This is a genomic window from Alteromonas sp. H02 (assembly GCF_059682525.1).
Window position 1 is genome coordinate 1,131,631 of sequence record NZ_CM185021.1, and the last position, 14,660, is coordinate 1,146,290.

Here is a 14,660-nt window from a genome sequence, read left to right on the forward strand (position 1 = left end):
CACTAAAAATAAAGGCCTAAACTGATATTTAAACGATGGGTGGAGTCCTGATTACCGCCAAGGTCCAGACCAATGCCGGAACCGCCGGAAAACCACATGTTTTTACCCTGAATGCTATCCACATAGAAATACAACGCGCGCCAGCCAAAACTGCAACCATTAACCCATTGCGTTGAGCGCAGACCAGCCGCCACATCAGGCTCAACCGCCCCGTATTCGGAATAGCATTTAATCGGCGACAGGCCGGTTACTCTGAATGGTAATTCATAACTCACTGCCGCGGTGTAACTGTGCGCTTTGGAGGCAGTAAGGAAAGGAAAATCAAAAGCAGACAAAGCGAGACGGTCAGTTGCCTGATCTTGTGGTGCGGCAGATCATAATCGTAATCGGTATATTGCAGGGCAACGCCCAGCGGGCCCTGGGTATGGCGAAGGTGCAGGGCATAAGCGTTCATATCACCTTCGTTCAGAGTATCCAGATTGAGTACGTTAGCGGCTTGCCAGGACGCGCCAAACTCGGTAGTAGCGCCGCGGATCAACCCGGCAGTATAGCTTATCCGCAGGTTATACTGGCCATCTTCCTGATTACGAAACTCACCGTTATCGGCAATATCGAAAGAGTAGCGACCAAACCGGCCGGCATCATTGTACTCATCATTAAAGAAGTAGCCGGCGCGAATATCCCAGTTAGATTTCTCGTATTGCACTACCACGCCAGGGTCGTAGTCATCCTCGAAGCCAATATAGTAATTGATGGAAAACCAAAAGCTGTTTGAGGCGAAGGGCAATAAACCGAAGGGCACCTTGGTGATCCCGGCTGACACACTGGTGCGGTCGTCGTAGTGATAAGTCAGGTCGGCATAGCGCACGGTGTTAAAGTCGGTATTTTCATACCAGCGGTAATCTGCTTTATAGCTGAACTGGTCGGTTTCACCGGAGACGGTTAATTTGAGTGACTCAAAACCAAAGCCGTCACGCAATTCAACTTCCTGCCAGTCCTGATAACTGTAATTGAGGCGCACATGGCCGCCGATATTGACCGGGAAGTCATCGGCTGACTGTGCCGTGCCGGACACTAACAAAAGTACCGGTGCTAACCGGAGGAGCCTGGCATTGCTCATTATTCGATCCTGAATTGGTCTGAGGCAGCATGCAAGCAGGGTAACAAACCCCGGGAGTGATTGAAACATGCATGCTCATTGTTTGGATTAAGCCAGTTGTACGGGATGAGTCGATTACCTGATCAGTCAGCGATAAATACAGATAATAAAAAACCCCGCCAGGGCGTAATGCCAGTCAGTTAAGCTGACTGGCATTTTTCTTTGAGGGGTATTTAGCCGGTCTATTCCTTACCACTCGTGGATAATACCTGTCAGGTCGTTTGTCCGGTAACCTCATCATCCTCAACGATTCCATCAGGTATTCATAGTGAACTGGCAGTTTGGTCACTGTGTCTGGGATAGTGGTCAGGAAGAACACAATGATATGTCTCATGCAGAGTCCGAAGCTAAGTCGAGAGGGAGATAAATCCGGTATGTCTTTTACTGCATCTAGCATCATCATCCTAATCAGGTTGTAGGCGAGCAATAGTCCCCACAGTTCCTGACGCACCATCTCAGGTTTCTTACTACGAAGCGTTAGTTTTGCCTGATGCAGAGTCTGTTTCATTTCCCTGAAGCCCAACTCTATTTCCCAGCGCTGAACATACACATCAACAACGTCTTCATAGGGAAACTGCATCGCATCAACCATTGAACTAAGCACCCGATAGGTCTTTCCGTCGATTTCGTAGCTGGTCAGTCTCGCTTCGATGGTTTCCGGTAAACCATCGAACTTCTTCCTAGCCTGAGGAGAAGTTTTCAGTGTGACAATAGCATCATCTTCACTTAGTTGATGTTTTACTGTGTATTGTAAATCTTTACGTGCAGGGAGCATCCAGTGCGTGTTGACCCCTTTAGTCATCCACAAGTAGAGTAATCCCAGCGAGTAATAGCCTCTGTCGAACAGGGTCAGAGAGTTATCAGGCACCGAAGGGATAAGCCGTTCAGCGAGGGACATCTCTCCTACATTACGACTATCAAATTCACTGGCCAAAAGAAGGTGGCTGGACGTTTCCATCAGGCTGCACATGCGTACCTGCGGGTACGGATTATCACCCTTGGCATTCCGGTCACAACCAAATGCATTAAGGTTCTCCGTAGTATCCTGAGTACGAAACATCACGCCATCAACCGCCAGTACATTTAAACCACACCACTGCTCAAAAGCGTACTCACCAAATGCCCGCTGTGCCATCAGTTTAAAAGTGTGCCCGACGGCATCTTCCCCCAGTCGTTGGCGCGCTTGTACCACCGCACTAGGCGCAACAAAACGATTTTTACCCGGTAGTGAAACATCGAGTTTATTCGCAATGTCCCAGACAGGGTCGTTACGGAAAAGACTCATACCAACAATGGTAAAAACAACCGAATCCAGAGGTAATCGTCGACGCCTGACGGTCGCTACACCCGATAATTCATAAGCTTGCTGGAGAAGTTCGGGGTCAACGAAAGACATCAGTTTATCGATAGCATTCAAATCTTCTGCATGACCAAATGTATCATCGAGGTGTGTAAGTAAAGACATAAAAAAATCCGATACCAGAGACTGATATCGGATTGTGAACCCGTAGAAAGATCGGTCAACCGATCAGTATAAATTTCTTAACTGATCGGCATTACGCCAGGGCGGGGTTTTAAATAGTTTAGGTAAGCCTGATTAGCTGCGACGACGAGCGACCACAAGACCGCCTAAGGCCAAGGCTAGCAGCAGGGCAGTTTGCGGTGCTGCAACGTCAGATGATACACCCTCTGTTACGGTTAAACTGCCTTGGTTTATCTCGTATGAGATAGGATCGAAGGTAGCCGAGTCAAAAAAATCAAAGTTCAGCATGTCTGTTGTATCGAAAGTAAAATCGAACACACCCTCAGCCGTAGCTGTTACGTCAAAACTGAACAGTGAAAAAGGAGCCGGGTTAGTATAGGTACCGGCAGATGAGCTGGTCCAGCCCATGGTTACATCACCGGCGTTTTCATATAACTCAACGTAGGGGTCAAAATTCACATCATCTGACGGCAAATCTGATGCCAGGCTCAGTGAATCAACCAGTAGTGAACTATTGTCGAAGAACACTCTCAGCAAAGCAAAATCAAAAGCTTCCGTCTGGCTGTCGAACTCACCGGTAATATTAACGGTGGTGGTGTCTCCCACGGCAATTTCACTATCGGCAAGGTCTACCGAGATGACCGCTGCCTGGCTGCTAAACGCAACCAGACTGGCCAGGGTTAATAAAAACTTCTTCATTATTTGTTACTCCATTTTCAATTAAGGACGGCAACCACGGCGGGTACACAGCGCGCGCATGGCAACCAGGTCACGCATATTGACGCGGCCATCATTGTTAAAATCATATTCCATGCCTAGCGGCAGACGACGAACAATAGCCATCTGGAAAGCCCGGATATCAAGCAGATCAACATCGAAGTCACCATCCATGTCGCCTGGTAGTGGCGCCATGTCCAACTGGTAAGTAGCGACTACCGGGTCATGGTCTGATGCACGGAACACCAGCTCATTAAGGAAGTCGGCGGTTTTATATTCTTCGTTGTAATCCAGAATACTCAGTTCGTCAGCATTGATATGCCATTCAGTGGCATCGATTAACCATTCGCCCATAGCGGTATTAACCAGCTGGTAGTCTAGGCTGCCAACTAAGCCGTCAAAGGTATAGCTGTAAGCGGTATCGCCCAGAATGGTGCGTGCCGTATCGGTTAAGCCCGCTTCGGTCAGGACCTGAATCGGATCTTCCATGCCATAGCTGTTCAAATCACCCAGTACGGTAAATGGCATATCCGGGAAAGTGTCGTTTAACCAGACAACCAGTGCCTGAGCGGCACGGGTGCGGGTCAGGTTACAATTGCCCTGGCCTGTTGTTGTGTCGTCGTCACCGTTACCACATTTTGAACCCTTGGATTTAAGATGGTTAACATCCACTACAATGGTCTGGCGGGTTTCGCTGTGAACAAACGCCTGGGCCAGTGAAGGACGGTTACGTGAATCGTCAAACAGTGGTCCATCGGTATCAACGATACTGTTCGCAGAAGTTAGTAGCTCAGGCGCACCTTCCGGCGTTACTACCGCAGGTTTATAAATAATACCTACTGCAATTTCGTCGGTGCCAATACCGTTACCCACACTGATGTACTCATAAGTACCAGCGCCCATTTGTGCATTAATCGCATCAACCAACTGAGCAATCGCACTGGTGCTGCCGTAGCCATCGTTCTCAATTTCCATTAAACCCAGCACATCGGCATCAATAGCGACAATCGCATTAACGATTTTTGCCAGTTGACGCTCATATTCAGAGAAACTGTCGGCGCCACGGCTGGTTGGGAAGCCAGTGCCATCGCCATTGCCGTTAAACAGATTCAGAACGTTAAAGCTGGCAACCCGCAGGTTCCCGTCGGCAATGATCGGCGAGTCATTGCGCACATTGGTATTTACCACGGTAACGTCAGTGACCGGGCGAATACGGTAAGCACTGAAACCATAATCCATAATCCCTTCAACCCGGGAGACACTGTCGCCAGAGCGTAGCGGATTATAAGGACCTACATCACCGATAGACAGTAATGGCGCCGCATTGTCAGAACCATCGCGATTATCGTCGATGATCAACTGGTTACGGGCGTTAAAGTCGGCATAATCAATGGCTTCCTGACTGCCTGCATCAAACAGTTGGGTCGGGTTGTAGAGACGGCCATTAGAGACCAGAATTTCGCCATAACGAATGAAGCTGTAGGTGTCTGAGATATCCCAGCTGGTGTCGTTTACTACCAGCATGTTCTCTACTGATTCAAAACCGTCGCTGCTGTCCTGAGGCAGACTGATTATCGTTGCTGTCACAGCGCCAGTACCACAGATTGCAGACTCGGTAACAGTGGACAAAATGGTACGACCATATTGTTCTGCCACATTGCCCTGAACGCGGACAACGTCTGATGCCTGCAGGCCAGAAGGCAGGTCTGCCAGTTCAACAAACAGACCTTCAGAAGTTAGTGGGTCGGCATCGTGGTCTGCGTCTTCTTCCTGCATAAAGAAGCCGCCTAAATCGGGGAATACCGCCGTAACAACACCTTCTACTATCACGGTTTGTCCGCTTAGAGGTGACGTGTCGGTGCTGCCCTGGACAGCACTGATATAAGTTGCTGAGTCATAACAGGCGCCAAACTCTTCACCCGGTTCGCCAGGATCGCCCGGGTCACCATCACCATAGATACCGAAGTGATCCAGGGTGTTATTCGGGAAGCCTTCCCATTCAACAGACGGGTCAAAGGTATCGTCTGCGTTAGTGTCGCCGGTAGTTACCGAAAGCAGGCGACGCAGGGTATTGTCTTTGGTGCTGGTATCACCCGTGCCCCACTGGGAGCCCGGATCTACGCCGACCTGACCAATAGCATCGATGACTTCGCCGTCTCTGAAGAACACAACCGCGTCGTCGCCGTTAAAGTTTAACGAGGCTTCCTGGTCTGAAACGGCAGGAAGTGGCGCGTCTGCGTCAGGATGAGAAACCACAAATACATCGCCTGGTGCAATACTACCACTTAGGGTAACACTGAATGATGGGCTGTTACCGCCATTTGAGTAAACACTGATCACATAGCTGTGCGCCGACAGATCAACGCTTTGCGAACCAAGGTTGACGATTTCCAGGGCCTTATTATAGCCGCTGCCTTCAGTATATTCAGAGATAAACAGTTCAGGCTGCACAGCAGTAAAGGTTTTATAGGGATAAGGCGTAGTTGCTGTAGCATTGGTGCTCTCGCCGTCTAACGCAGAGCGTCCAGGCAGGATCCAGTCATTAACATTAAAGGATGTGCTGGCCGCAGTATTAGATTTGCGGTATGCCCAGCTATCGGTGTAATCCCATGCTTCATAGTCACCGTTTACATCCGGATCACCGAACACATCGACGACTTCACCGTCACAGAACAATTCAATGGCATCATCACCGTTGATGGATACGCTGCCGCTATTGTAGTCTGGTGTGCTATCAAAAAAGGCGCCAAATTGCGAAGTTTCTGATGCTACGATGATGCGCTCGCCTGCCAGGGCAGAGTCAGCCGGGAAAGTGTATTCCTGTCCATCCGTACCACCACCATTATTGGCGAAACCGATACCACAAACACTAAGGTCGGCGATATCACGAGTCGCGAAGACTTCAACGGCTTTCGGTAATCCGCCACTTAAATCGGCGTCAATGACACCGCTCAGGATAAGCGGGCTAGCGCCGCCGACTGGCGGGTCTTCTGGATCCACCGGTGGTTCTTCAGGGTCGGTAGGTTCGTCATCACAGCTAGCAGCCGGGTACAACAGGTCAACCCATTCCGGATGGTCTACGAATGGATTACGGTTACCCTGATACTCATAAATAGTGTCTGCACGTTGCGCTTCAGATGCATCAACCGGGTCGGCATTATGCCAGGCAATCAGAGTGCACAGTTTACCTAAAGCTGCTTCACCAGGACCGGTAGTGCGGTTAACCAGCACCAAATCAGGAGTGCTGTCACTGCCGGAGCCTTCATAGCGCACATCCATGTATAACATCATGCGCGCTACATCGCCTTTTACTGCATCACGGGGCTCAAAAGAATCGCCGTCAATACGGTTTTCAGGCGCTTCAGAGAGCGGACTGTCGCTGTAATCAAAATCCAGGTTACCCCGAGAGCCGTTTACCGTCACATCTTCAGGGCGCAGGTGATGAATATCGGTATAACCTTCGTAGGAATCACTGCTAAAGCCATGGCTGTTAGGCCATACGTGTTCGCGATTCCAGAAATCGTTATTATTGACGCCAGACTGATTGCTGGTTTTCGGTAGTGAAATACCCGAATAGAACAACACTACGTTGTCAGGATTAGCCGGATCTTGGTCGGTTTCGGTTAACGCAGTCCAGACCTCGCTGTAGCTTAGTACGGTATGGTCGGCACTGATAACCGTGTTGAGCGCCAATTTGATAAATTCGACCGGCGAGTTGGCGTCGATTTCGGTTTGTACCGGTGCGTAATAGCTAACCGGATCGAAAGTGCTGGCATCGGCCACTTTGTCCAAATCCGGGCAGTTAGTGCAAACGCCGGTCAGATCGCCACCATCGTCACCACCGCCTGTGTCGCCACCACCATTGTGAGCACCTAAATTACTGGTGTCGTCCTGAGCAAACTGTTCCCATTCCAGTGAGACGTCGAAAGCGTCATCAGGATTGATATCACCAGAGGTGACTGAAGCTTTACGCACCAGTGTTTGGTTTTGCGTTCTGACGCCGTTGGATTCCCAGTAACTGCCCGGATCAACACCAAGTTGACCGAAACTATCTACCACAGCGGTGCCATTCACCAGCAGTATGGCATCATCACCATTATAGAAAGAGCTGGTGCTGGTCAGGTCGGTTACAGCCAGAATAGCGGCATCGGCGCCGTCATCAGCTACTACGTATACATCGCCGCCCGCAAGCATGCCAGATAAGGCAATAGTGGTACCTGCGGTGGTGCTGCCATTTGAATAGATTTCCAGACGATAACCTCTCAGGTCAATGGCAGTGTCTGTGGGATTATGAATTTCTATCGCTTTATTGTTTGAGCTGCCTTCTATGTATTCGGAAATAAACAAGTCATCAGCGAGTGCTGAAACCGGTAAACCGAGTACAAGAGGCAACAGGATTTTTGCTTTCATCTGTGTGTTGCTCCTGCTTGATATTTTTGGATTACTGTCCTGAAGTGCAGGTAACACTATAAGTGCTTTGCTACAGAGAAATGACAAGTTTTTGACGGAGCTGTGGAATTGTTGAGCAGCTCTTTTATTAGTGCAGTATCCATGCGCTCTGGCTGGTAGGTAAGAAGGTTAAATTACTTATTTACGGTAAGCTTACCGGCTTAAAATAAGCTTATTTAAGTAAAATAGTACGGTTTTTTGACACCTGGCATACGCTGGCTGCAGCCGTTTGGGTTGAGGTTTTGCAAGCATTTTTGCGCTCTGCCCACGTGCCTGAAAATGGATTCATTAGAGGCAGAGCCCCGGATACCACGACAATTAACCTTGTTTACCAGCGGGTGACTGGGTAATCTGGGACAAATGGCAGTAAGACCATACCCTTAGCGTTTGAACTTTTGACATCAGGACTTAATTGAATCCTGCCTGTATCAGGCGGGAAGTTAATGGAGCCCTTATGCATCGTCGTCGTTTTCTTCAGGGAGCCGCAGGCTCAGGTATTGCAGCAACCCTTGGTGGTTGTGTCACGGCCAACCCCTCTTCTTCTCAGTTACCTTTATCGCCCGCAAGCTTACCCTTATCACTACCGGAACTGGCCCCAATCAATGCTTATCCGGATCGGATTATCAGTACCAACGTTTGTACCCGGCCTTTTCGGGCAACCGGACCACGGATAGAAACCGAAACTGTCGGCAATAAGACACTCATTCATAATTATGGCCACGGCGGCAGTGGCTGGTCGTTATCCTGGGGCACTGCTGCGCTGGCAGAATCACTGATCAATGCCGATAAACAAACGCCGGTGGCCGTTGTAGGCTGTGGAGCCGTAGGGCTAACCACGGCCATTCAGTGTCAGCGGGCAGGCTATAAGGTAACGATTTATGCCAAAGAACAACCGCCATACGTACGTTCCTCTTATGCCACCGGGATCTGGTCGCCGGACTCGCGCATTGTCACTCTGGCTAATGCTCAGCCGTTTGCCGAACGCTGGCAATGGATGGCCAGAATTTCTTACCTGCGTTTTCAAACACTGTTGGGACTGGCGGGTAATCCGGTGGAGTGGACCACTATGTTCCGTCTGGCTGACAAACCCTTTGATGATCATGGCGGGCATAATATTCCGGGCGAACCGGCTTATCCGAATTACCGTAAGGAATTGCTCAGCGACTTAAACCCCAAAGCCCGGGACGTATCGCCATCGCTCAACCCTTTTGCTACTCCGCATGTCAGACAGTTTCCCTTACTGATGTTTAATATCAGCGCTTACTCGCAGTATTTACTCGACCTGTTTTATCGTAGCGGCGGCCAAATCATTGACCGAACCCTGACTTCAATGGCCGATTTTCAGCAATTTGATGAATCTGTCATAGTTAACTGTACCGGCTATGGCGCAAAGGCTTTACTCAATGATGACTCTATTATTCCGGTGCGAGGCCAAACCTGTAAATTAATGCCGCAACCGGAGGTGAAGTATGGCATCCAGTACTTCGACCGGCACACCTCTGTGTATCCGCGTCGCGATGGATTGCTGGTGCAGGCCGGCGCTGAGGGTGATTTTAACAATCCGCTGGCAAATATTGACCCTCAGGAGTCGATAAAGGCGGTAGAACAGCTCGCTGCTATCATGGCAAAGATGAAACGTTAGCAACCTGAAACATCGGTGGCGACTTGATTAAAGCAACGCTTTTATTGTTACAGGTCAACTGAATCGCCGCTGATGTTTGCATAACATCTCTTATCGGCTTAGCTTTGCTATAGGCTAAAGAGGAGTTGAGGTTATGCGGTTATCTATTTTACACCGAAAGCTGGCTGGCGCAGCGGTTGTTATTACAGCATTGCTGGCAGGCTGCAGCTATAACTTATCTGATGTCAGAAAAGTCACTTACCCACCTGATTTTAATTATATCGAACCTAAGGATATCAAATCCGATATGGCCAGAATGGCGGCGCAAATTCGCCTGCTGGATATTGCTCTGGCGCCGGTGGACAGCAGCGATGCTGCTGCGCGGGAAAATCAGCGCGAGGCAGTGATGGCGGCGTTGAACAATATTGAAAACATTGCTTCTGGCCTGCAAAGTGTGGATGCGGGATCAAATCACCCTTACATGCAGGACTTTATGCGTGACTTTGTGGCTAAGGTCGACAAAGCCCGTGGTGCCGCATCACTGGCTGAGCCCCGCTACTATTTTGCCGGTAAGGTTGCTTGTGGTTGTGCGGTGTGCCATCAGGTGAATCGATAAAATCCTCCCGGCAGGGTTATACGGCTACATATTCACTGAAATGTGAAATCAGATAGTCTTTTAAAAACCTTGCCGGTGCACTCAGGCTCGTTCTTCCCGCCGTCAACAGGCTAAGCTGAGCAGAGCCAGCCGTCCAGTCGGGCAGGATACGAACCAGCTGACCAGCGGTCAGCTCCTCTTTACAGGCGTAGGCGGGCAGGGCCACGATCCCAAGGTTATCTTTCGCTGCTTGCTTTAATGTGCTCATATCATCGCTGCACAATGTCGGGGTAAATGGCAATGCCACTTCACTGGCGTCTGCCTGGCGCAGCGTCCACACGGCGTTAGTAGATTGCCAACCTACTTTAAGCGTCCTTCTTTTTAGCAGATCGGCAGGCGTTGCCGGCGCACCCCATTGTTCAATATGGACCGGACTGGCGAATAGCCACCATTCAACCAGGGCTAATGGGCGCTGAATTAAGTCGGAATCGGGCAAAGTATCCATATGGCCGCGGATCACCATATCAACGCCGGTTTCCAGCAAATTCACCGGGGTGTTGGATACATGCTGAGATACAGTTATTTTGAGATTTTCATGCAAGAAGCGGCTCAACAAACCTTGTAGGGCAAATTGCGCCACGCCAACTGAGCAACTGATACTGGCACTGCCAGAAAGCGATTCAGTAGCCATTTTTATAGCCGCTTCCGCCTCTTCCATTTCTGAGATCATACTTCTGGCATGGCGGTAGAAAAGCTGTCCTGCGTCAGTGATATGAAATTGCCTTGAGGTGCGCTGAATCAGCGTTACCTGAAGCCGTTGCTCCAACTGCACAATGTGCCGGCTTAGCCGCGAAGTTGGTACGCCCAGCGCCTGGCCCGCAGCGGAAAAACCTTTTTTCTCCACCACATGCACAAAGTAGTAATAATCATTAAGATCGATCATAACGAGCGCTCCGCGCCAACGAGGTTATTGTTAATCATTCTGAATATGCAATGGTAGCTTCTAATATTGGTTGTATATCGTTTAAATGTTTCATGTTTAGAATGGTATCGTCAAGTATAAGGAGTTCTCACATGTCTCACACAATGTTAAATACCATTCAGTCGCCCCTGAGCGAAGCAGGCTTACAAGTATCAGATGTCAGTAAAGGGCATTATTTCGAAGTGGGCAAAGGATTTTCGGCGCATAGCTTTCGCCATACCGATTATGCGGGCCTCATGGATCCGCTGATAATGGTGGATCATTACACCATGAGTAAGCCTACTTTTGGTGCTCACCCACACGCAGGGCTCGCAGCGGTATCATTGTTATTTGAAGACAGTGAGGGGCAGTTTCGCAACCGTGATTCCATGGGTAATGACTTCGCTTTACTGCCGGGTGATTTGTACTGGTTAACGGCTGCTGGTGGCGCCGTTCACGACGAATCCCCTCGGCCGGGCTCAGTAACCCACGGCTTACAGGTTTTTGTTAACCTGCCTGATAAGATGAAACAGGGCGTGCCAGGTTCGACACTAGTCAGGCGAGGCGACATGCCCGTAATAGAAAATGCCTCCTGCCGGGTCCGAATAGCCATGGGGCAATGTAATGGGGTGGTCGGTACCACCGCGCCACTGGCGGATATGACTATTCTGGAAGGAACCATTAATCCGTCCTCTGTGTTTGCCTTTCAGCCCGAACTGGCACACAACACCTGGCTGTATGCGGTAGAGGGCTCTCTCGAGGTCGTCTTTGCTAATCGTGCTATTACGCTCAACAAGGGCGAGTCGGTTGCCATCGGCAATATTGACACCCAGCTGAATTTGCATAACCGGCAGTCGGGTAAAGCACGCTTTGCGCTGTTTTCCGGCCGGGCAATAAAAGAGCACTTTATTCAGCAAGGGCCTTTCGCGATGGCTTCCGAGCAGCAAATTATCCAGGCCCGCAAGGATTTTGCCGCCGGTAAATTTGGCCGGGTAGAATAATCAGGAGTGAATATAAGAAGGGCTGCTTCGCTAAGCAATGTTGGAAGTGGACTAAACATGTTCCCCGCAGCTTTGCGCTTGCGGGGGGGGATGCAATGTTTCAGGGTTATTCTTCTTCGCCGGTGGCCCCATCACCGATAAAGTAGGTTCCCCAACCGTCGTAGTGTACCTGATGCTTGTCGGCAATTTGCAGCAGGGCATCAATGTCCGTATCGAGTAGCTCGCGATTTAACTGGCGTTCGGCAATAATGTCGAAACAAAATACCGTGCCACCGTCATCAAGGTATACTTCCTCGGCATCGGTGACTTCAAAGCCGGCCTTGAAGGCATCAACCGCGGCTTTTTCCAGACGATCAAAGTCTTTACAGGCCATGTGATGCTCGATGGTGTAAGTGGCGTCGGCTTCACTGCCGTCGGTCAGCAGCGCATCGATAGTTTCCTGATTGAATTCGTACCATTCGGTACGTTCGTCATATTGAGTCATAATAAAAGCCTGATTAGCAAAAGAGTTGTCTCTTCTTATTTTATCGTGATTTATCGCTTTCGGCGACTTCGTCGTTTAAAGCGGCAAACTTTTTTTCCATTTCGGAATGATAAAAAGCCATCCAACCCTTCGCCGAGCGGCTGGTATCAAGCTGTTGGGGGGGGCTTATGTCAATGATCAGTTCGCCGTTATTCCAGCGGTTCCACTTTATTTTATCGTGCAGGTTGCTGGCGGTAACCATGATCACCGGTGTTTCGGTAGCAATGGCTAAACGAAAAGCACCGACTTTAAAAGGCAGGATCCCGCGGCCATAAGACCTTGTTCCTTCAGGGAAGAACCACACAGACAGGTTATTCTCGGTGATTTTTTTAGCGGTTAACTGCAGCGTGTCCAGGGCTTTAGCGGTGTTTTTACGATCGATCATGATGTTACCGCTCAGCCAGTACATCTGGCCGAAGATGGGGATCCACTTCAGGCTCTTTTTACCAATGGTCACCACCCCCGGAAAAGCGGCTTTACAGATGGTGATAATATCGTAGCTGTTCTGATGGTTGGCCACCACCACATAAGACTTATCGGTATCGAGCCCGGGCGGGCGCCGGATAGTGATTTTGAGGCCCAGTAGTTTGGCTATCTGGCTATACAGCTGGCCGGCGAGATAGACATTATCGCGATGAAACGGTCGGGCCAGGCAGACGATGAGCACCAGTACATTGAGGATTAAAAAAGCCACCAGTACCACTGGAATTCGGATGAGAGCTAACACTTATTTACCTGTTACAAAATTTGGCCTGGGATTATAACGGTTTACATGCGCAGTGCATGTCCGATCAGTCTGTTTTTTAAGATCAGTGCAATGCGCTGTTTGTTCGTACCTGGAGGGTCTAAAAGTATCCAAGAACAAAAATCTCGTGCTATGCTAAATGTCATATAAACATAGTTTTAATGTCGCTTTTCGCCACCGGAACTGTTGAGAAGGCCTGGTGACTGGTTAGCAGTATGAAGCGGCATTTATCATTTGAGTTGTCTAAACAATGCAGACATTTATCCCTGAAGACCTTGAACCCGAGATCCTCACTGATCTGATTGAAGAGATTAATGAGCTATATGAGGCCAGTGAACAAACCTTGATTGAACTGGAACTCAAGCCCGAGGATAACGAACTTCAGCGGGCGTTGTTTCGTTCGGTGCATACCATTAAGGGCGACCTTGGGCTGGTAAACTTTTCTCCCATTATTCCGCTATTGCAACATGTTGAGGACTTACTGGATTACCTGCGTAAAGGGCAGGTGGACTACACCAGCATCATGAGCGATCTGGTATTGCTGACTATGGATCGGGTTAAACAGTTTGTTGAAAGCGTTATTGCCACCGGCAAAGCCGAATATGATGGCGTACTGTATCAACAGCTGATTATGGCCATTACCCGTATAGCGCCGGAGAATCAGGGCGATCATGACCGACTGCTTGGCGAGGCGGTACTGTTGCTTAATCCGGAGCTGGATCAGCCGCGCGCTCAGGCCGAGTCAGACAGTCCGGTAGAAACAGAAAAAGCGGCCCCGCCGAGTGAACCCAAGTTGTCTAAAACCGGTGTACCTAAAGATATCAGTGCAGAGAAGCGCCAGGATATTCTGTTTTTTCGCGATCTGATGCAAACCATCGAAAAGCGCTCTGAGGAGTGGGTAGGTAAGGGCGACCGCATAGCCAAACTAGCGTTATATGTAAACGATATTGCGGGTAATCCTATTGAAGAAGATCAGCTCGCCGTCGCCTGTTACGTGCACGACTTTGGCATGGCATTCATGCCATTAAAGCTGCTGCATAAGCAACAGGCTTACACCGATAATGAATTTAACCTGATGCGTTCCCATGTTTATAAAAGCTCCCGCTTGCTGGAGCATCTTGAACAGTGGGATATGGCCCGCAAAATTGTGATGCAGCACCACGAGCGTGCCGATGGCAGTGGTTACCCGCTGGGCTTAAAAGATGATGATATCTGTGATGGCGCCAAACTGCTGGCCATTCTGGATACCTTTGATTCCATGACGCACTGTCAGTCACGTCAGGATAAACCGCAGTATTCCAAGAAGCAGGCAGTGGTGGCGTTAAACCGTTATAACCAGAATAAGTTCAATTCCACCTGGCTGAATTACTTTAATCAGGCAATGGCCCGGGTGTTAACCCGCTAGC

12 protein-coding genes are annotated in these 14,660 nt (G+C 49.5%); 4 read left to right on the forward strand and 8 right to left on the reverse strand.

Annotated features, from left to right (window positions below):
* Window positions 1-2: 2 nt before the first annotated feature.
* From AC566Q_RS05140 to AC566Q_RS05160, 5 genes are all read right to left on the reverse strand, one after another.
* On the reverse strand, window positions 3-275 hold the full coding sequence (locus AC566Q_RS05140) for a hypothetical protein (protein WP_499614443.1): 273 nt from the start codon (window positions 273-275) through the stop codon (window positions 3-5).
* Window positions 272-1,120, reverse strand: coding sequence for a porin (locus tag AC566Q_RS05145; protein ID WP_499614446.1), 849 nt, complete (start codon window positions 1,118-1,120; stop codon window positions 272-274). The genes AC566Q_RS05140 and AC566Q_RS05145 overlap by 4 nt, the downstream gene beginning before the upstream one ends.
* A 175-nt stretch (window positions 1,121-1,295) precedes the next feature.
* On the reverse strand, window positions 1,296-2,624 hold the full coding sequence (locus AC566Q_RS05150; RefSeq protein WP_499612139.1) for an IS4 family transposase: 1,329 nt from the start codon (window positions 2,622-2,624) through the stop codon (window positions 1,296-1,298).
* 132 nt (window positions 2,625-2,756) lie between these two features.
* Window positions 2,757-3,341 carry a hypothetical protein gene (locus AC566Q_RS05155; protein WP_499614449.1) on the reverse strand — a complete coding sequence of 195 codons (585 nt, stop codon included), beginning with the start codon at window positions 3,339-3,341 and terminating at the stop codon, window positions 2,757-2,759.
* A 21-nt stretch (window positions 3,342-3,362) separates the two neighbouring features.
* Window positions 3,363-7,769 (reverse strand): ExeM/NucH family extracellular endonuclease, encoded by a 4,407-nt coding sequence (locus AC566Q_RS05160; RefSeq protein WP_499614452.1) that lies wholly within the window; start codon window positions 7,767-7,769, stop codon window positions 3,363-3,365.
* 493 nt (window positions 7,770-8,262) lie between these two features.
* Here AC566Q_RS05160 and AC566Q_RS05165 point away from each other — a divergent pair, with 493 nt between their 5' ends.
* Both AC566Q_RS05165 and AC566Q_RS05170 read left to right on the forward strand, forming a co-directional pair.
* Window positions 8,263-9,450 carry an FAD-dependent oxidoreductase gene (locus tag AC566Q_RS05165; protein ID WP_499614455.1) on the forward strand — a complete coding sequence of 396 codons (1,188 nt, stop codon included), beginning with the start codon at window positions 8,263-8,265 and terminating at the stop codon, window positions 9,448-9,450.
* Window positions 9,451-9,583: 133 nt separating this feature from the next.
* Window positions 9,584-10,045 carry a hypothetical protein gene (locus AC566Q_RS05170; RefSeq protein WP_499614457.1) on the forward strand — a complete coding sequence of 154 codons (462 nt, stop codon included), beginning with the start codon at window positions 9,584-9,586 and terminating at the stop codon, window positions 10,043-10,045.
* A 16-nt stretch (window positions 10,046-10,061) separates the two neighbouring features.
* Here the strand turns inward: AC566Q_RS05170 and AC566Q_RS05175 are convergent, their stop codons facing one another.
* Window positions 10,062-10,967: a LysR substrate-binding domain-containing protein gene (locus tag AC566Q_RS05175; protein ID WP_499614459.1), complete on the reverse strand. Its 906-nt coding sequence runs from the start codon at window positions 10,965-10,967 to the stop codon at window positions 10,062-10,064.
* Between the two features lie 131 nt (window positions 10,968-11,098).
* Between AC566Q_RS05175 and AC566Q_RS05180 the strand changes: the two genes are divergently transcribed.
* Window positions 11,099-11,986 (forward strand): pirin family protein, encoded by an 888-nt coding sequence (locus AC566Q_RS05180; protein ID WP_499614462.1) that lies wholly within the window; start codon window positions 11,099-11,101, stop codon window positions 11,984-11,986.
* Between the two features lie 106 nt (window positions 11,987-12,092).
* On the opposite strand, the gene rraB is transcribed toward AC566Q_RS05180, so the two are convergent.
* Together rraB and AC566Q_RS05190 are read right to left on the reverse strand one after the other, a co-directional pair.
* Window positions 12,093-12,470, reverse strand: coding sequence for a ribonuclease E inhibitor RraB (gene rraB / locus AC566Q_RS05185; RefSeq protein WP_499614465.1), 378 nt, complete (start codon window positions 12,468-12,470; stop codon window positions 12,093-12,095).
* A 40-nt stretch (window positions 12,471-12,510) separates the two neighbouring features.
* The gene (locus AC566Q_RS05190; protein ID WP_499614467.1) at window positions 12,511-13,236 is read right to left on the reverse strand and encodes a 1-acylglycerol-3-phosphate O-acyltransferase; all 726 of its coding nucleotides are present in this window, start codon (window positions 13,234-13,236) and stop codon (window positions 12,511-12,513) included.
* A gap of 268 nt (window positions 13,237-13,504) precedes the next feature.
* Between AC566Q_RS05190 and AC566Q_RS05195 the strand changes: the two genes are divergently transcribed.
* A complete protein-coding gene (locus tag AC566Q_RS05195; RefSeq protein WP_499614470.1) occupies window positions 13,505-14,659 on the forward strand; it encodes an HD-GYP domain-containing protein in 1,155 nt (384 codons plus the stop codon).
* Window position 14,660: the final 1 nt, after the last annotated feature.